Origin of the sequence: Fontibacillus phaseoli, assembly GCF_003337355.1 — a bacterium.
Classification (GTDB): Bacteria; Bacillota; Bacilli; order Paenibacillales; family Paenibacillaceae; genus Fontibacillus; species Fontibacillus phaseoli.
Genome location: NZ_QPJW01000004.1, coordinates 269,167 through 286,745, shown reverse-complemented (window position 1 = coordinate 286,745; position 17,579 = coordinate 269,167). Strand labels below are relative to the sequence as shown.

Sequence of the window (17,579 nt, the reverse complement as noted above, 5' to 3'; positions counted from 1 at the left end):
CACAATTTCCATTTACTGAGTAACGTCATCGATCCCAATCATCATTAAATGAGATAATTCCTGTTCTGCGACAGCGGATTCAACCCTTCCCGGGAAGACCCTGAATCGCGCTTCGCAATATGGAACAAGAATGCTGAAATTTGAGCCGTTCCTCTTCCGTCAGGTTGAGCTCTACCACTTCCTGAATGCCGCCTTCCCCGATGATGGCCGGGACTCCGGTGCAAACGTCTCTTTGTCCGTACTCGCCTTCGAGGATGACGGAGATAGCGATAATTTTATGCTCGTCATTAAGAATCGAACGTACGATGTAGGCAAGCGCGTTCCCGATTCCAAACTGGGTATTGCCCTTTCGGGTAAAAATCTCCCATCCCGCATCCTTCGTTTTGCGCGCGATCTCGTTCAAATCCACATCTTTGAAACGTTCCTTATGCTGATCCAGAATTTGCAGCACCGGCTTCCCGCCGATCGTCACGTGGGACCAGGCTACGAATTGGGACTCCCCATGCTCTCCTAACGCATACCCGTTTACGCTGCGGGGGTCGATGGAGAAAACGTCGGACAGCAGCGTTTTCAATCGCGCCGAGTCCAGGGAGGTTCCTGTGCCGATTACTTTATGACGCGGAAATCCGGAAACCTCGCGCACGATATAAGTCACGATATCCACCGGATTGGCCGCCACGACAAACACGCCGTCAAAGCCGCTACTCATGATGCGGGACACGATGTCCGAGGTGATTTTTTCCGCGTCCTCCAGCACATCCAGCCTCGTTTGCCCCGGTTTTGGATTGGCTCCGGCGGTCAGCACGACTACGTCGACATCCCTGCAATCCTCCAGGTAACCGGCATGGACCTTTGTTCTGTTGGAAGTAAAGTCCATGCAATGCGACAAGTCCAGCGCCTGAGCCACCGCACGGTCATAGGTTCGGTCCACCATGATAATCTCATCGCAGATGGACTGATTGATCATCGAATATGCACACGCCGCCCCGACGAGACCTGACCCAACGATAGTCACTTTTCTTGATTTCCTGGCCATCTTCCCGCCTCCCATTTTTAACCAATTCCGATTCCGATTTCTATATTCAAAAAAAATATCTTCCTAAATTATAACCGGAATCGACAGAGGCATTCCAATGATTTACTTTCATATTTTTTACACTTTTTAGTCTATTTCGCTCCCTTTGATCATCGATCCATTTTCCATTCAAATTGAGTTTCGTCGTACTAATAGTTAAAATTGAATAGATTACATTTGAAAACGGAGGCGGAGCCATGAGTCAATCCCTGTATAACTTCCAGGTAAATACCATCGACGGAAAAGAAACCACGCTTGAACCGTACAAAGGACAAGTCCTGCTGATCGTCAACACGGCCAGCGCCTGCGGCCTGACCCCCCATTACAAAGGGCTTCAGCATCTTTACGGCACTTATAAGGATAAGGGGTTTACCGTACTCGGATTTCCCTGCAACCAATTCGCCGGACAGGAACCCGGGACCGAGGATGAGATTAAAAGCTTTTGCGACTTGAACTATCAGGTAACTTTCCCGATGTTCAGCAAAATCGATGTAAAGGGTGAGAACGCTCACCCGTTATACAAGTATCTGGTAGAAAATACTCCGGAGCCTTACCGTACGGGCGATATCGAGTGGAACTTCGTCAAATTCCTCATCGACCGCCAAGGCAATATCGTAACGCAATACAGTGCCCGCACTGAGCCGGAAGCGCTGGAAGAAGACATCCGCCAGCAGCTTCAAAAGGCAGAATAACATGTCCAAGATCAACCCTGAATTAAAAAATCGCTGTATCGCAAGAGCGGATAACCAGCCTCCGCCGCTTGCGAATACAGCGATTTTTTTTTAACGTTTCAACTTCCGGTTGTTAAACCAAAGGGGCACTCGGAATACCATGTTGATGAGCAGCACCACAAAAACCAGCACCGCTGCCGATTTATCGGCAATCTGGCGGGCATCCTCCACGATAGCTTCAGATTGTACGTACCATAGATGAACCGCCAATGTCTCGCCGGGCGAGAACAGGTTGAAGTCCCACATCTCTCCTGACGTGCTGAGGCCCGCCGTCAGAATAATGACGGCCGACTCCCCGAAAGCCCGCCCGGCCACAAGGCAAATGCCGGTGACAATACCATCCATCGCCACCGGGAGAACGACCGTGCGGATCACCTCAAACTTCGTCGCGCCAAGCGCATACGAAGCATTCCGCAAGTCGTCCGGAACTGCCCGGACGGCTTCCTCAGTGACGCGGGCCAGCATCGGCAAATTGAGGAACGCAAGGCTGACCGCGCCGCCCAGAATCGTAAGCCCGATGCCAAGCAGCTCAGCGAAGATCGCTAGTCCCAGTAGCCCGAAAACGATGGACGGAACGGAGGACAGCGACTCGACGCAGATCCGCAGCACTTCCGTAAACCGGTTCTTCGGCGCATATTCGGCCATGTAAATACCGGCCCCGACTCCGATCGGAATAGATATGATCAGCGACAGGATCAGCACGTAAAAGGAATTGAACAGCATGGGGCCGATACCGCCGCCGGGATCGATTTCCTCGGGGAGCTTGGTCAGGAATGACAGGGTAATTCCCGGCAACCCTTTCCCCAAAATCGTAAACAAAAGCCAAAAAATCAGGAGCAAGACCAGTGCGCCGAGCCCGTAGAAACAAGCCGTTGCGATCCGGTCCAACCGCAGCGAGCGGGCCTGTTTTCGTGATGCGCCGAACCGGTTCATGATTCAGCCCCTCCTTTTTTTCCGAGATAGCGGATGATCAGAATGAGCGCGAAGGAAATGAGGAGCAGCAGGAAAGCCATCATATGCAGTGCGTAATTCCATGTTGAATCAAACTCGACGTTCGAGATTTGCATCACGATATTGCTCGTCAGCACCGACGCAGGTGCGAACAACGACTTAGCCAACTGTGGCGTGTTGCCGATTACCATAACAACGGCCATCGTTTCTCCGATGGCCCGGGTCATCCCCAGAATGACCGCGGCCACAATTCCCCGGCCGGCCGCCGGCAAGACAACCCGGAAAATGACCTGGAGGCGGGTTGAGCCCAGCGCATAGGCGGCCTCACGGTATTTTTTCGGGACGGCACCGATGGCATCGTCGCTAATCCGGCTGATCGTCGGCAGAATCATGATCGTCAACACGATGGCGGCCGCCAACAAGCCGTCCCCCAATCCCTCACCGCTCAGCTCACGAAGGAGCGGGAGCAGAACGGTTAAACCAAGATAACCGTATACGATCGAGGGGATGCCTACCAGCAGATCGAGAACCGGCCGGATGGACTTTTTCAGCCATTTCGGAGCGATTTCAGCCATGAGAATCGCAAGTCCGACAGAAATCGGAACAGCCATAATCAATGTCAGTACGGTTAAAGACAGCGTATTGATAATAAACAATCCGGCACCGAAGCGTCCCTCTTCCGGCGTCCAGTCCAACGAGAAGAAGAACTCGGCCGGAGAAACGTCTCCAAATACAAGGACCGCCGTTCTGCCGATAAAAAAGATGACCATAGCCAGCACGGCACAGAGCGTTAGAATGCTAAACAGAAAATAATTTTTAAACAGCTTATTTATAAAAAAGGCCTTGCTAAACCGCCCGGTCAACACGCGTTTGGACGAAGGAGCCGGGTCTGCTTCCTCCGGATTGCCGGCTTGATGAACTGGCATGCTCACAATAGTTTCCTCCCATACAGCGGCCAGCCCCGAAAAACAGGGCTGGCCGGGTTACGATAACAATAAGAACGAATTATTTCATGGCGGAAATCGGAATGAATTTGAGCTTTTTCAGCGAGCTTTCTTGGAACTTTTTGCTTTGCACGTATTCGATAAACGCTTTGGTCGCCCCGGTTGGCTCACCTTTGGTCATGTAGTAACCGTAGGACCAGATTTTGTATTTGCCGTTAATGACGTTTTCCGTAGTCGCTGCAACGCCGTCATGTTTCACGGCTTTAAAGTCACTGCCGCTGATGTAGGTAAGGTCGATGTAACCGATCGAATTCGGAGTCGTCGCTACAGCCGTTTTCATGTCGCCGCTCGAGCCAACTTCTTTATAGTTCTTCTCTTTTTTCACGATATCGCCACCGCCCAGTGCTTTAGCCTGGTAATTAACGCGCGTGCCGGAACCGAAGGAACGGGTGATCACCACAATGTCCTCATCTTCTCCGCCAACGTCTTTCCAGTTTGTAATTTTACCGGAATAGATGCCCTTAAGCTGCTCGGTAGTCAAATTATCGACTTTTACGCTTTTGTTTACGATCGTGGCAAACGGGATGACGGCGACCTTGTTGGCCACTTGACCGTCGAATGCCTTAAACCCTGGTACATCGATACTGGCGTCCCAGTCGCACGCTCCGATATCGGCAATTCCTTTCTTAACGGCCTGCGGGCCGGTAACGGAACCTTTGCCGCTGGCAGCGATCTTAACCTTCGGATGAAGTTTTTGAAACTCCTTTGCGGCCTGCAAAGTGAGCGGAAGCAATGCCGTCGAACCGTTCACGGTGATTTTGCCTTTCAAATCGTCCTTGGCCCCGGCTGTACCCGCAATCGCCGATGACAGCAATAAAGCGGATGCTACGGTGAATAATGATAATTTTTTGAAAAATTTCATGGATGATTCTCCTCTCGATTCCGTTCTATTTGGTTAATTCCGTTCCTTTGCCGCCCTGCACCAGCACTACCTTGCCTTCGGCGATCAGCGCGATCGTCCCCGTTTTGGAAACCGTCAGCTCGGTCACATCTTTATCCGTACTGTACAGTTCCGTTTTAACTCCCGACGAAGCCACTTCATAAACCTTGCTGCCGTTTTCTAACGCTGCCAGCACGATCAGTTTGCCTCCCGACACTACTGCCGAAACGACATCCAGATCCCCCGTTAAATCCGCCACGTTCTTACCGTCCGCAGAAATGACCTTCAGCACGCTGTTCGGAATCACGCCATCCGGATCTGCGCTTACGTAAATGGCTCTGCCATCCGCCAGCACTGAAAGATACAGCTTATTGTAAGCATCGCTGGTTAATTGAACAGGCTTGGAATCTTTGGTGGCGAGATCCAGAGAGAATACCTGAGTACCTGCTTTGGAATAATCGATTTTGAGCGACTCCTCCGTGCCTTCTTTGTCCGTTTCGGCTTTACCTGTCACTTGCACGAAATAGATCGCTTTTTTCCCGTCTTCCGTAACCCGCACACCGGATTTGTTTTCCACTTTATCCGCCAGCAACTCGGTCACTTTACCGGTATCCACGCTTATGTATGCAATCTTCTCTTGTTTGTCCCCTTGGATAAAATAAAGGCTCTTGCCGTCTTGAGACCAGGACAGATCCGTCTTCACCGAGGTATCTTTACCGAGTTGCTTCACCAACCCGCTCACCGTATTCAGCAAGTAAAGTCCGCCGTTCTCGTCCGTAAAGGCAGCCTGCGATCCATCCGGGGAAACTACCGCACCCGCCGCATTCTGATTCGAGGAAAAGACTTCATACCGGCCGGCCGAATCCAGCTTGATCAATTGCGGAACTTCTCCATCCTCTTTGGCGGCAATCACATTCCCTGCGGCATCAAAAAACGGTAAGTCAAACTGACCGGACAAGCGGCCAACGCTGCTCAGTTCACCCTTGGCTGACAGTATTTCGCCACCAAGCGCTTCAATTACCGGCGACAACTCGACGTAAACCGTTCCGCCGATCTGTTGCGGGGCTGTGCCGAATTGAACCGTTTCTCCGTTTACCCGGTAATCTTTGGAGCCGACTTTAAGGCTTAGTTCGTACAGTTGCAAAGCATCCTGGATGATCAGATTACCTCCGCTAAGCTTGATGTCGGCGCCCAAAGCGTTTGCCAGATCCCGGAGCGAGTAGAGCATTGTTTTCTCGGCCGTCACCGTTTTAACGGAGACTGGGCTGCCATCGACGGTAAGTTTAACGTTTGACGTTTTGATTTGAGCTACTGTAGACTTGGCTCCCGCATTCCCGGCTTTTGTGTTGACGGCGGCTCCAGCGGTACCGACTGCCGTGGCCGAGGCCAATACGGCGGTAGCAAGAGCCATGCCGAGCATTTTACTGTTTTTCATTCGGTTCACCCTTTTTTTATGATTTTGTTTCCAGGGTCCCTCAAAGTGACCAGATAAGCAGTTGAGAATTTATGTAACTTTGTGGGGGTGATGAATTGGTATATTGTGCTATGCCTTGATTGTCGTACAGAATTGTTAAATCAATTCTTAGGAATTGTAATACTTTGTAAAATGTTAAAAAAAATCCACTCCCATTTACATTTTGCGCACTTTGACTTATATTAAAAAGTGAGTACTCACTCATTTTATTTTCAATGCAATTAGGAGGCTGCTAAATGTCTCATGACGGATCGGTTATTCAAGCGACCCACGTCGGTAAACGTTTCGGAAAAAAAACGGTTTTGGAAAATATCTCACTCGAAGTCCGCCCGGCCGAAACCTTCGGCTTGCTCGGCCCGTCGGGGTCCGGCAAAACCACGCTCGTCAAACTGTTGACAGGGATCGATACGGCCACTTCCGGCGAAGTACGTGTATTCGGGACGCTCATGCCGAAGCTGGGCATGCTTCGCCGAATCGGATATATGGCGCAATCCGACGCGCTCTATACCGAGCTAAGCGCCCTCGAAAATCTGGAGTTTTTCGCCGCCCTTTACGGCATGAAAGGACCCCGTCGCAAAATCAGGATCCAAGAGGTCATGGAGGTTGTCGCCCTTGAAGAGGAGTTACACAAAAGAGTGGATCAATATTCGGGCGGAATGAAACGAAGGTTATCGTTGGCGATTGCCCTACTGCATGAACCGCCGCTGCTCGTTCTCGACGAGCCGACCGTCGGCATCGATCCGCTGCTGCGCCAGTCCATTTGGAAGGAATTAAGGGCTCTTAACACGAAAGGCACCACGATCCTCATGACCACGCACGTAATGGACGAGGCGGAGAAATGCGACCGCCTCGGCATGATCCGGGACGGTGCGCTTCTCGCCGTGGATACGCCATCCGCTCTCACTTTACAGGCTGGTAAAAAAACGATCGAAGAGGCATTCATTTATTACGGGGGTGGAGAGTCATGAAAATCTGGGCCATCATTTTACGCATCCTTCGGCAATTTCGCCGCGATAAGCGGACGCTGGCTCTCATCTTCATTGCGCCTCTTGTAGTGCTAACCTTGATGCATCTGGTGTTTAACGGCAAAGATTATGAACCCAATCTGGGTATCGTCCAAATCCCTGCCCCCTTGATCACGAGCCTGGAAAAGCAGGGGGCAAAGATTTTTACTTATGATACCAAGGAAAAAGCCGGTCAAGCCCTGGACGACCGCAGTATCGACGCGATTTTAACCCCGGCGGAGAATGGGTTGGACGTCAAATTGGAAGGTAGCGAGCCGAGTGTAAACAAATCCGTGATAATGTTGCTTCAGAAGGCTGCGAAAGAACTTCAGCCGAAAGAGAGCGGAGTTGCGGATAAGATGAACGTATCCTATCTGCACGGATCTGAGGATATGACGAGCATCGACCAGTTCGGACCGATCCTGATCGGATTTTTCGTATTCTTTTTCGTCTTTCTTATCGCAGGGGTATCCTTCCTGCGCGAACGTACCACCGGAACGCTCGAGCGGCTTCTCTCGACCCCGATCAAGCGCTGGGAGCTCGTAGTCGGATATGTCGGCGGCTTCGGCCTCTTTACGGTAATTCAGGCACTGCTGATCTCCTGGTTCTGTATACAAGTACTCGGAATCCTCATGACTGGTTACTTTGCCTTCGTATTGCTGCTGACGCTGCTCCTGTCGATGACGGCGCTGACCCTCGGGACGCTGCTGTCTGCATTTGCCAATAACGAACTGCAAATGATTCAATTTATTCCGCTCATTATTGTTCCACAGCTATTTTTATCGGGCCTGTTCCCGCTGGAGACCCTTCTGGAATGGCTGCAGCAACTGAAAATTGTGATGCCGCTGACCTACGGGACCGAGGCGCTCAGCGAGGTAATGATTCGGGGCAAGGGATGGGATACGATTGCGGGAAACGTATTCGTGCTGATCGGTTTCTCGCTGCTGTTCATGTTCCTGAACGTACTTGCCCTGCGCAAACACCGCAAGATTTGAAAAGGCATCTGCCCTTTATGTTAAGATGAGATAATAATTAGCCGTATGCAGGAGGAATCAAGTTATGCCGCAGCAGGAACCCGTTGATCAATGGATCAAGGAAATCATCAAAATGAGCGACGAAAAAATGACCGAAAAGCAGCTTAAAATCGTGCATGCTGCCGTGGAGGTGTTCGCCGAGAAAGGATACGCCTCTTCCTCCACCAGTGAGATCGCCCAAAAAGCGGGCGTGGCCGAGGGAACGATCTTCCGGCATTACAAAACGAAAAAAGAACTGCTGATCGCCATCGTTTCCCCGATGATGAGCAAGCTGCTTGCCCCTTTTGTCCTGAACGATTTTAAAGAGGTCCTGGAAACCGACTATCCTACGCTGGAAGACTTCCTCTATGCGGTTGCGGTCAACCGCATGAATTTTGCGCGCAAACACCTCAAAATCATCAAGATCCTGCTTCAGGAAATTCCGTTTCAGCCCATGCTGCAGAAAGAATTCAAGGAGCATATCGGATCGAGGGTATTCAACCGTTTTACGGAGATTCTTGAACATTTCAAAGCTAAAGGAGAGGTCGTCGATCTGCCCACCCCAGCCTTGCTTCGTTTCAGCTCAACGGCGATGATCGGCTTGTTTGTCACCCATTTTCTGGTGCTAAGGGACTCGCCTTGGGACGAAGAACAAGAAATCCGTCATACCATCAGGCTGATCATGAACGGCATGGCCGCGAAATAATAAGAACAAGGGTCGTGACCAAGGCAAAGTTTTGCTTCGGTCACGACCCTTTACTTTTCCATTATGTTAATAGAACCGCTAAGCATCCATACTACCATTCACTCCGCCCGCTGGCGTCAGACATCCCTCCGCAAAACGTGCCTGCCGAAGATTTTCGCCCGGACCCGCACACAGCTCAAGCTTGTCGTCCAGCATCAGAATTCTCCGGGGGTAAGCCGCATAGCTGGTGATGATCCAACCGTCACCGGCCTGTTCCCGAGTTAGAAAGCCGTTCACGCAATGCAGTTCTCCATTGGAATCCCGGTAAACATAGGCGGTAGTCCCAAATCCGAGGAGGTAGGCTACCAGTTCTTCGCCCATATCCCAATCATCACCCGAGGCGTTTGCAAACAATGCCGCAAACAGTGGATCGCTGGCTTCCCGGAACACGGATTGACCAAACCGGTTGCGAGATAGAGAAGGCATATTCAGATTAGGCGCAGCCACGCTGAACGTTGAAGCGGCCTCTCCCGGCTGCAGGCGGCGCGGCGTTGACTTCACGTTCCAGTCATAGCAGTTGAAGACAGCCATTGTCGCACGATACGCGGCCTCAATATACCGGTAATCGCCGAAATGCTCATACGCCCTTCTGGCCGATGAGGCAACCATGCCCCCCCATAACGAATGAATCATATAAGAGAGTGCCTCCCACCAGCGGTCCGGATTTTGCGCCCGGTAGTCGTTGCTGAATCCGATGTTTGCCAGAATCAACTCCCCATACTCCCGCGCTTCTTCCTCCTTGCCCAGGATCAGCAACGTTTCGCACGTCGGACCGAAGCCGGCGTTGTCGTAAAAATGCTCCGTAATGGCTCCGCCGTACCGGCGGCTCTCCGTTTCCATCCGTACCCCGAATTCTTCCCATAAGTTAAGCAGCCGCCGGTGTTCTTCCTGCAGGTATGATGCCTTCAAATCTTTCAACAAATCGTGAATGTATAAAGTGAACACCCCGTTAAGGCCGGTTTCATCCTTTTCCCGCTGCCCTAAATGACAGTCCGGATTAAGCCGGACCGAGAGAACTTCCGCTGCCCATTGCAAATAGGTTTCGGGTGAATTCAGCCTCAGCAGCGAAGCCGGCATACGGGAAAGCAAATAAAACACATGGGCGATATAGTCGAGATCAAAAATGCGGTAAAACGTACCGTATAGCTTGCGCGGCTTGGCAAAATTGCCAAGTTCGAACCAATGTCGCTTCATGTCCAGCACGGCGGACGCCTCCGCCTTTTCCACCTGATCCGGCACCGGCTTATCCAGACTATTCTTCATCAGCAGGAACGTCAGCTTGCCCAGCGATTCCCCTTGATTCGACAAGGGCAAGAAAGCATGCGGCCGCCCGGCTTTCCCTTCCGGATCATAATTGTGGCGGCATAGCCATTCGGCGCGCTTCTCTAAAATCCGGTCAACGGGCTCCAGCACGTTCCAGACCAGCACATCCATTTGTCCGCTTTCCAAATACAGCTCCAGCTTATGTTCTCCGGGTTGATCCCTTTTTAGGGAAAGACGTAAGCTATCTTGCTTCCGAGGGTCCCGCGTGAGCTGCGGAGTTACGCTTTCCTTTTCGATCCTCTCCGTTTCCGCCGAGACGGTATAGACCAGCACTTCGCGAATTTGCTCTCCTTCGGGAACTACAAGTTCCGCTTCGAACAGGCCGCCTTGAGTCAGCACCGGGGTATACTTCCAGCGGGGATGGCCGAACTCTCCGGCTTGCCTGTAGAAATCCTCCTGATCCGCAAATGGGGTAAGTACATATTCCCATTCCGCACTCTGACCCGCTTCTAAGACCAATTGACCGTAACCGTCTTGGTAGATCCAGTCGACCGCCGCGGATTCCGGCATCGAGCTCCCGTCTTCGACCAGTGAGAGCCTGTGAAACAACAGCCCGTCCAGGGAAGGGGACACCTGTTCCAGGAACCTGTTTTCATACCTGCAGAGAGAACCTAGTGCCGCCGTTCTCCCATTCGTCCCGTAAATGCCAAGGTGCGGTGCTCCGTTGCTGCGGCGCATGGCGGCAAATTTGGCATAGTCACCGCCCAGATGCCCAAAAACAGCACAGGATTGCTCCATATTGCGCATCACATCTTCATCCCGGAACATGATATAGGCCAAAGAAAACCAGATATGGAAGCCGCTGATAACCCGTTTTGAATCGATTGGGTTGGCGCAGGTTATTTTCCAGTGGAGCTTGTCGCCCTCCAAGCCATATTGGAGTTCGATCTTCAACCCGTACGCCTCATAACTAATTGTGGCCCGTCTCCTGTTCTCGACCTTGATTTGCGGCGGATCAAGTTCCGCGCTACTAACGTTCCGCCCGTCGACGACAGCTGTCCACTCCCCGAACAGCTTGTCGGCGTCTCCGAAACCGGCTTTGCTTAAATAGGCGGGATCCACTACCCAATTCATGCCGGCCCGATCCTCTTTCAATATCAGGGACTTCACCGCTCCCCGTTCGTTCAAGACCAGCTCAAACTTGGAATTGCTCAGTATGTTCATGTGCCTCCACCCCTCAGTCTTGTCGCTTGATCATTTTTTGACTCCGCTGAGCGAAATGCCCCCTAGAATTAGATTTTGCGTGAAATAGAACAGCGTTGCCGGGAATAGAACCGACAGGCAGGATACGGCCATCAGTTTTTCGTATTCGATGTTAAACGCGTTCTTGAACAGATTGATGCCTAGCGGCAACGTGTACATGCTCTGATCGTTGATAAAAATAAGCGGCGTCAAAAACTCGTTCCAGCACCAGACGAAATGGAAGACGCCAATCATTACGACGGTCGGCTTGCAGAGCGGCAAAATGATGTTCCAGTAAATGCGCCACCGGTTACAGCCGTCGATTTCCGCCGCTTCGTCCAAGTCCTTCGGGATACCCATAATGAACTGCCGGGCGAGGAAGATAAAGAAGGCGGAACCGAATGCCCCGGGTAAAATCATCGGCCATAGAGTATTGATTAGGCCCAGCTTGTTATATTCGATATACAGCGGAATCGCCGTTACGTCCCAAGGAATGACCATCGTCCCGATTACGAGCAGGAACAAGGCGTTTCGTCCCCAAAAATTAATCCGGGCAAAGCCGAAAGCGACCATCGTGGAGGACAGCATCGCAAGCGGGGTCGAAACGACGACCACGATCAACGTGTTCAGCAAGAACCGGCCGAACGGCTGTGCGTTCCAGGCGTCTCCGAAATTATTGAAATGCCAGGACTCGGGAAACAGCTGCGGCTTGGGCGTAAAAATATCCTCGGGCGCTTTGACCGCAGTCGACAGCATCCAGGCAATCGGGAACAGAAACGCTGCCGCGAGCAGAATAATCAGAATCAGAAATACGATGGACTGGGTCCGCTTTTTTGTCCCGATCGTATGCATCAGCGTCCACCTCCGTCAGCTTCGTAATGCACCCAGTATTTAGACGACTTCAATATAAGGCCGGTCAAAATGACGATCAATACGAACATCACCCAGGCCATCGCCGACGCGTAGCCCATCTTGAAGTGGGTGAAGGCGTTGCGGTAAACATGCAGGGAATAAAAATAAGTCGAGTTCGCTGGTCCGCCGCCCGTTAGCACGAACGCCAGAACGATCGTCTGGAATGCCGAGATCAGACTCGTTAAAATGTTGAACAAGATTGTCGGCGTAATCAAAGGCAGCGTGATATTGAAAAATTTGCGCACCGGCCCCGCTCCGTCAATATCGGCGGCTTCATAGTATTCCGATGATACCGACCGTAACGCCGACAGATAGAGCACCATCGGTGAACCTACGCCCCATAGGGCGATGAAGATGAGCGCATACAGCGCGACGTTCGGATCGGTCAGCCAATGGACCCTCGGGAGTCCCACCAACTCGAGCATGTAATTCACGGGCCCGAAATCATCGTTCAGCATCCAACTGAATATAAGGGCCAGGGTCACGCCCTGGATCAGGGAAGGCAGATAAAAAACCGCCCGAAAAAACTTGATCCCATAAGTTGCGCGGTTCAACAGCAAAGCGATCAGGATCGCAAAAATCACCTGTAGCGGAACCATGATAAACACATATTTAAACGTCACGCCCAGCGCCTTGAAATAAAACGGATCATTGGTAAACATCCGGACATAATTGTCCAGGCCGAGATATTTCGGGCTTCCGACCATGTTCCATTCGGTAAAACTGATGACCAGCGAGAACATTAAGGGTCCGAACATCAGCAGGAGAAAACCGATCAACCAAGGGGAAATGAACATTAATCCGGCTACGTTTTCCCGTCTTCTTTTCAATTTGGCGGAGCGGCGCATCTTCAATGTATCCGAGCTTGCTAGTGCCACTTCATCATCACCTCGTTTGGGAGAAGAAAAGGGAAGCGGTTAGGCTTCCCGTCCCTTCCGTTACTTTAATACGTCTTGCGCTTGTTTGGCGGCTTCGCCCAAGGTTTTCTCGATATCAGCATTGCTGTAGAAAATAGCTTGTACCCCTGCGCGAATCATATCTTCCGCTTCGCTCCATTTTTCATTGCGCATGCTGGCGATCAGTTTGTCGGAGCCTTCCAATTCTTTAGCAAAAGCCTCCAAATAAGGATCCGTGGCATATCCGTTCTCTTTGTCGACAGAGATGACCGGCGAGAACGCGAATTTATTGGCCGTAATGATCTTGATGCCTTCTTCACCGGACATAAACTTAATCAGTTCCCAAGCGGCTTCCTTGTTTTTACCGGATTTCGGCATCGAATACCCGGAAGTATGGATAATCCCTTTAAGACTTCCGCCTTCAGGAAGCGGATGAGTTACCGTTCCGAGATCCAGCTTGCCTTCTTTTAAAATATCCCCTAACGGCCACATGCCGTTGTCGAACATGGCGATCTGTCCGGTTTGGAACGACTCCAGCCCATTGTTGGTACTGAACTTGCCCGCGGAATTGATTTTTGAGGACGCATCGTAAAGTTGTTTGAGGAATGTAAACGCCTTCACGTTTTCCGGACTGTTAAGCACGCCATCAATCTGTTTTCCGTCTTCGCTCACCATATCTCCACCGTTGCTCCAGACATAAGGTTGCATGGTCATCACGTCGTCCGGCGTCATGATAAAGCCGTATTGTCCGGGCTTCGTCAGCTTTTGAACCGTATCGACGAATTCATCCCAGCTCCAGCCATCCTTCGGATAAGGTACGCCGGCGTCGTCAAACAGCTTCTTGTTGTAATAAATGGCGCGTGTCGAATACGTAGTGGGCAGGCCCCAAAGCTTACCGTCGTATTTCATGTAATCCATCAGAATCGGATAATATTTGGCTAAATCGTAGTTGTCTTTATCCGCCCAGGTCTGCATGTCTTCAAGTGCTCCTCCAGGGACATACAGCGGGTAGTTCCAAGCCATAAACACATCGGGGGCAGTTTCGGACGCAAGGGATGTCAGCAGCTTCTGGTCGTAGTTGTCCGGTACGGATTCCACCTTGACTTTAATGTTAGGGTGCTTCTCCATAAAGGCATTGATCGCATTCTGGTAAGGCTGCAGCGTTTGTCCCGAATCCCATGTCATAAACCGCAGCGTGACTTCCCCCTCTTTTCCGCCGTTTTCGGCCGAAGCTTCCGGAGAATTGACACCGCTTTCAGATTTGCCGCCGCAGGCGGACAACAAACCGAGGCAAAGCGCCGCTACCAGAGAGAGAACTACCCATTTCCTGTTCTTGCTCAATTTCATACTAACCCCTCCTTAATGTATGAAAGCTCTATATGTGAATTTACAAGGGAGCCTGTTCTTAAGATCCCGTGTAAAATATCACCGTGTGTATGGGTTGAATCAGATGGTGATCACACCCCAAAGTCACAAATCGTTCAATAATTTAAACGTTTAGATTTTATTGGACACTGAGGCACATTATTGAAATATTCCCTCAGTTCCGCAGCAACCCTACCGAATCGCGCTCAATCAGGCGGCATACCGGCATTTCAGCCGGTTTGTACGGCTTGCCTTGCATCAAGCAGTGCAGGGCTTCCATGGCTTTGTAGCCCATTTCATGCAATGGGATATCCATTGTAGTAATTCGCGGGCTTAAGTAATCGCTGAATTCACGGTTATCAAATCCGATCACCGATAAATCTGCCGGAATTTGCACCCCGGACTCCTTTGCAGCCTGGAGCACCCCTACGGCCATCACGTCATTCATCGCCAATATTGCGCTCGGCGGCTCAGGCAATTGAAGCAATTCCTTGGTCAAACCGTAGCCGGACTCCCGCTCCCAATCACCCATTTTTATGTACTGAGGATCAAAAGGAAGCTCGTACTCGGTAACGGCTTTGTAATACCCGTTCAGACGGAGCCTGGAAGGTATCGAATCCATCAGGCCGCTGATAATCGCAATCTTGCGGTGCCCTTTTTCAATCAGATATGACATGGCCTCATAGGAAGCCTGCTCATCGTTATATTGAATCGCCATATCCACTTGCGTATACCCGTAGGTATAAACGATTGGCTTGCCTTCCGTATCGATCAATCCCGTCAGATCCCGGGTATGCACGCCGATATAAATGATTCCGTCAACCTGCTTGCTTAGCAGCTCGGATACGGCGCTTGCTGCATACCTCCGGTACTTGTCCAGATTTGTGAAGTCACGGCCGATCCGCTTGTCCAACCGAAGGTTTGTCAGCAAGATATGGAGATCATGCCGGTCCCCGTAATCGTTGATTCCGTCGATAATCTCCGGGGTGTTAAAGACGGTAACGTCCTCGGCGATGACACCGATCGTGTCGGTGCGCCTCCGCTTCAAGCTTTTGGCAATGTCGTTCGGTTTGTAATTGAGCTCTTCGATAACGGCCAACACGCGTTCACGGGTTTTCGGACTGACGTTTCGCGTTCCGTTGAGCACATAGGAGACGGTAGCCGTTGATACATTAGCCCGTGCGGCTATATCTTTGATGCCGATGTTAGACATAACCCACAACCTCCCTGATTTTCACCAACTTTTCTGGGGAATCCAATAATAATATTACAATTATCAAAATCCAAATCGCAGAATTTAAATCACAAAATCTAAACGTTTAGATTTCTATTTTCTTTATATCATATACCTATATTATCTGCAAGCGTTTTCTTTAGAAATTTCGAGTTTACTTTTGAAAAATGGGGCAATAGATTCATGTCTTTCATCCCATTTTCCCTGTATAATCTGGGTAACTTAACTTTCGGAGGTTCCCGACTACTTATGAATTCCCGCAGAAATGAACCGTTTCGTTATACTATAAATCCGCCGATGGATTGCTGGATCGAGATAAAATCCATCGATTTCAAGCCGGTCAGCAGCAAACTGGCCGAGGCGGAATTGATCGATATCAGCAAATCAGGCTGCCGGATCAAGACCCAGCTTAACCTTCATGCTGAAAATCACTCTATTGGCGCTGCCGTCCATTTTCAATTAAGTGAGGAAAACTATACATTTCTCGGTGAGATTCGCTGGCAAAAACCTTATGGATCTGAATTTTATCACTATGGCTTATCCCTGCAACTGACCAGCGAGGAAAAGGAAAAAATCAATGTCGAGCTTCGCTCTTTGGCGGCGGCCCGGCGGATTGTAGTGATGTAAGCTAACGATAACCTTGAAGTAAGCAACAACCTGGTGGAAAAGCAACGGTTCAGTGAAGCATGCGACAATCTAGTGGAAAAGAAACGGTACAGTGCAGCATGCGACAATCTAGTGAAAAGCAACGGTTCTGTGAAGCATGCAACAATCTGGTGGAAAGCAACGGTTCTGTGAAGCATGCGACAATCTAGTGGAAAAGCAACGGTTCAGTGAAGCATGCGACAGCGTGTAAAGGCTTGATCTTTTATCTCCATGTGATATAATATTCAAGTCGCTAAATGCGGGTGTAGTTCAATGGTAGAACGCCAGCTTCCCAAGCTTGAGGCGAGGGTTCGATTCCCTTCACCCGCTCCATACATAAAATCAACCCTTTGGAATTTACCAAAGGGTTTTCTGTTTTTCCAAAGTTGAAAGGAGCTGATGATTCAGATGCCGTTATGGCTTATCTATGCCCTTCTGTCCGCTGTATCCGCAGCATTGGTCGCGATTTTCGGAAAAATCGGACTCCAGCACATCGACGCTAACGCAGCGACGGCCATTCGATCCGTCATCATGGCCTTATTCCTGATCGGCGTCGTTGCTGTTCAAGGCAAGTTCACGCAGTTGGCGGAGATCGTCGCGCAGAAAAAAGCACTGTCCTTTATTATCCTAAGCGGCATTGCCGGAGCCCTGTCCTGGTTGTTTTATTTCCTTGCCCTGAAATACGGCAAAGTATCCCAGGTCGGCCCGATCGACAAACTTAGCGTCGTGATTGCCGTAATCCTGGCCTTTCTTTTCCTCGGCGAAAAAATTTCCTGGACGGCTACGGCCGGTGTCGTCATGATTGCCGCCGGAGCGCTGCTCGTGGCATTAAAATAGCCTGGTGACACAGCATCCTAGGAGGGTACTCGCGCTTCCGCGCGAGACTCCGTTCGTCCAACATTCCGCTAAGCGCCGAATTGGACTCACTACGACGAACCCCTTTTAGGGGTTCTCATCCCATGAGACGCAAAGAGCCAGTTCGCTATGAACTGGCTTTTGACTACGTCCCAGGAGGATACTCGCGCTTCCGCGCGAGACTCCGTTCCTCCAACATTCCGCTAAGCGCCGAATTGGACTCACTACGACGAACCCCTTTTAGGGGTTCTCATCCCATGAGACGCAAAGAGCCAGTTCGCTATGAAACT

Annotated in this window: 16 protein-coding genes and 1 tRNA gene; 7 read left to right on the top strand and 10 right to left on the bottom strand. The window is 50.7% G+C overall.

Annotation, left to right across the window (positions count from 1 at the left end; genetic code table 11):
- Window positions 1-79 precede the first annotated feature (79 nt).
- Entirely contained in the window at window positions 80-1,036 is a 957-nt protein-coding gene (locus tag DFP94_RS14005) for an L-lactate dehydrogenase (protein WP_114497076.1), read from the bottom strand.
- Window positions 1,037-1,272: 236 nt separating this feature from the next.
- Here DFP94_RS14005 and DFP94_RS14000 point away from each other — a divergent pair, with 236 nt between their 5' ends.
- Entirely contained in the window at window positions 1,273-1,767 is a 495-nt protein-coding gene (locus DFP94_RS14000) for a glutathione peroxidase (protein ID WP_114497075.1), read from the top strand.
- A gap of 90 nt (window positions 1,768-1,857) precedes the next feature.
- On the opposite strand, the gene pstA is transcribed toward DFP94_RS14000, so the two are convergent.
- From pstA to DFP94_RS13980, 4 genes are all read right to left on the bottom strand, one after another.
- Entirely contained in the window at window positions 1,858-2,739 is an 882-nt protein-coding gene (gene pstA, locus DFP94_RS13995; protein WP_114497074.1) for a phosphate ABC transporter permease PstA, read from the bottom strand.
- Window positions 2,736-3,683, bottom strand: a complete 948-nt coding sequence (gene pstC / locus DFP94_RS13990) for a phosphate ABC transporter permease subunit PstC (RefSeq protein WP_114497140.1) — start codon at window positions 3,681-3,683, stop codon at window positions 2,736-2,738. The genes pstA and pstC overlap by 4 nt, the downstream gene beginning before the upstream one ends.
- Before the next feature lie 79 nt (window positions 3,684-3,762).
- On the bottom strand, window positions 3,763-4,623 hold the full coding sequence (locus tag DFP94_RS13985) for a phosphate ABC transporter substrate-binding protein (RefSeq protein ID WP_114497073.1): 861 nt from the start codon (window positions 4,621-4,623) through the stop codon (window positions 3,763-3,765).
- Window positions 4,624-4,648: 25 nt separating this feature from the next.
- Window positions 4,649-6,076, bottom strand: a complete 1,428-nt coding sequence (locus tag DFP94_RS13980) for a stalk domain-containing protein (RefSeq protein WP_114497072.1) — start codon at window positions 6,074-6,076, stop codon at window positions 4,649-4,651.
- A gap of 275 nt (window positions 6,077-6,351) precedes the next feature.
- Between DFP94_RS13980 and DFP94_RS13975 the strand changes: the two genes are divergently transcribed.
- From DFP94_RS13975 to DFP94_RS13965, 3 genes are all read left to right on the top strand, one after another.
- Window positions 6,352-7,083 carry an ABC transporter ATP-binding protein gene (locus tag DFP94_RS13975; RefSeq protein WP_114497071.1) on the top strand — a complete coding sequence of 244 codons (732 nt, stop codon included), beginning with the start codon at window positions 6,352-6,354 and terminating at the stop codon, window positions 7,081-7,083.
- On the top strand, window positions 7,080-8,114 hold the full coding sequence (locus tag DFP94_RS13970) for an ABC transporter permease (protein WP_114497070.1): 1,035 nt from the start codon (window positions 7,080-7,082) through the stop codon (window positions 8,112-8,114). Before DFP94_RS13975 ends, DFP94_RS13970 begins: the two co-directional genes overlap by 4 nt.
- Before the next feature lie 64 nt (window positions 8,115-8,178).
- Window positions 8,179-8,838 (top strand): TetR/AcrR family transcriptional regulator, encoded by a 660-nt coding sequence (locus DFP94_RS13965; RefSeq protein ID WP_114497069.1) that lies wholly within the window; start codon window positions 8,179-8,181, stop codon window positions 8,836-8,838.
- A 78-nt stretch (window positions 8,839-8,916) separates the two neighbouring features.
- On the opposite strand, the gene DFP94_RS13960 is transcribed toward DFP94_RS13965, so the two are convergent.
- The 5 genes from DFP94_RS13960 to DFP94_RS13940 all read right to left on the bottom strand — a co-directional run bounded on the left by DFP94_RS13960 (window position 8,917) and on the right by DFP94_RS13940 (window position 15,768).
- Window positions 8,917-11,364 carry a hypothetical protein gene (locus DFP94_RS13960; protein WP_114497068.1) on the bottom strand — a complete coding sequence of 816 codons (2,448 nt, stop codon included), beginning with the start codon at window positions 11,362-11,364 and terminating at the stop codon, window positions 8,917-8,919.
- 30 nt (window positions 11,365-11,394) lie between these two features.
- Complete coding sequence (locus DFP94_RS13955; protein ID WP_114497067.1) at window positions 11,395-12,234, bottom strand: carbohydrate ABC transporter permease; 840 nt, start codon at window positions 12,232-12,234, stop codon at window positions 11,395-11,397.
- The gene (locus DFP94_RS13950; protein ID WP_114497066.1) at window positions 12,234-13,172 is read right to left on the bottom strand and encodes a carbohydrate ABC transporter permease; all 939 of its coding nucleotides are present in this window, start codon (window positions 13,170-13,172) and stop codon (window positions 12,234-12,236) included. The genes DFP94_RS13955 and DFP94_RS13950 overlap by 1 nt, the downstream gene beginning before the upstream one ends.
- A 60-nt stretch (window positions 13,173-13,232) precedes the next feature.
- Window positions 13,233-14,537: an ABC transporter substrate-binding protein gene (locus tag DFP94_RS13945; RefSeq protein ID WP_245954814.1), complete on the bottom strand. Its 1,305-nt coding sequence runs from the start codon at window positions 14,535-14,537 to the stop codon at window positions 13,233-13,235.
- A gap of 193 nt (window positions 14,538-14,730) precedes the next feature.
- A complete protein-coding gene (locus DFP94_RS13940; protein WP_114497065.1) occupies window positions 14,731-15,768 on the bottom strand; it encodes a LacI family DNA-binding transcriptional regulator in 1,038 nt (345 codons plus the stop codon).
- Window positions 15,769-16,038: 270 nt separating this feature from the next.
- Here DFP94_RS13940 and DFP94_RS13935 point away from each other — a divergent pair, with 270 nt between their 5' ends.
- The 3 genes from DFP94_RS13935 (at window position 16,039) to DFP94_RS13925 (ending at window position 17,271) form a co-directional block, all read left to right on the top strand.
- A complete protein-coding gene (locus tag DFP94_RS13935) occupies window positions 16,039-16,416 on the top strand; it encodes a PilZ domain-containing protein (protein ID WP_181873147.1) in 378 nt (125 codons plus the stop codon).
- A 277-nt stretch (window positions 16,417-16,693) separates the two neighbouring features.
- A tRNA-Gly gene (locus tag DFP94_RS13930) sits at window positions 16,694-16,767 on the top strand.
- A gap of 75 nt (window positions 16,768-16,842) precedes the next feature.
- Window positions 16,843-17,271 (top strand): EamA family transporter, encoded by a 429-nt coding sequence (locus DFP94_RS13925; RefSeq protein ID WP_114497063.1) that lies wholly within the window; start codon window positions 16,843-16,845, stop codon window positions 17,269-17,271.
- The last annotated feature ends 308 nt before the right edge of the window (window positions 17,272-17,579 follow it).

Bases quoted from the DNA above. Each gene is read 5' to 3' on its own strand.
- DFP94_RS13945 (WP_245954814.1), bottom strand. From the start codon at position 14,537: ATGAAATTGAGCAAGAACAGGAAATGGGTAGTTCTCTCTCTGGTAGCG.
- DFP94_RS13940 (WP_114497065.1), bottom strand. From the start codon at position 15,768: ATGTCTAACATCGGCATCAAAGATATAGCCGCACGGGCTAATGTATCA.
- DFP94_RS13960 (WP_114497068.1), bottom strand. From the start codon at position 11,364: ATGAACATACTGAGCAATTCCAAGTTTGAGCTGGTCTTGAACGAACGG.
- DFP94_RS14005 (WP_114497076.1), bottom strand. From the start codon at position 1,036: ATGGCCAGGAAATCAAGAAAAGTGACTATCGTTGGGTCAGGTCTCGTC.
- DFP94_RS13925 (WP_114497063.1), top strand. From the start codon at position 16,843: ATGCCGTTATGGCTTATCTATGCCCTTCTGTCCGCTGTATCCGCAGCA.
- DFP94_RS13935 (WP_181873147.1), top strand. From the start codon at position 16,039: ATGAATTCCCGCAGAAATGAACCGTTTCGTTATACTATAAATCCGCCG.
- DFP94_RS13955 (WP_114497067.1), bottom strand. From the start codon at position 12,234: ATGCATACGATCGGGACAAAAAAGCGGACCCAGTCCATCGTATTTCTG.
- DFP94_RS13970 (WP_114497070.1), top strand. From the start codon at position 7,080: ATGAAAATCTGGGCCATCATTTTACGCATCCTTCGGCAATTTCGCCGC.
- pstA (WP_114497074.1), bottom strand. From the start codon at position 2,739: ATGAACCGGTTCGGCGCATCACGAAAACAGGCCCGCTCGCTGCGGTTG.
- DFP94_RS14000 (WP_114497075.1), top strand. From the start codon at position 1,273: ATGAGTCAATCCCTGTATAACTTCCAGGTAAATACCATCGACGGAAAA.
- DFP94_RS13975 (WP_114497071.1), top strand. From the start codon at position 6,352: ATGTCTCATGACGGATCGGTTATTCAAGCGACCCACGTCGGTAAACGT.
- pstC (WP_114497140.1), bottom strand. From the start codon at position 3,683: ATGCCAGTTCATCAAGCCGGCAATCCGGAGGAAGCAGACCCGGCTCCT.
- DFP94_RS13965 (WP_114497069.1), top strand. From the start codon at position 8,179: ATGCCGCAGCAGGAACCCGTTGATCAATGGATCAAGGAAATCATCAAA.
- DFP94_RS13980 (WP_114497072.1), bottom strand. From the start codon at position 6,076: ATGAAAAACAGTAAAATGCTCGGCATGGCTCTTGCTACCGCCGTATTG.
- DFP94_RS13985 (WP_114497073.1), bottom strand. From the start codon at position 4,623: ATGAAATTTTTCAAAAAATTATCATTATTCACCGTAGCATCCGCTTTA.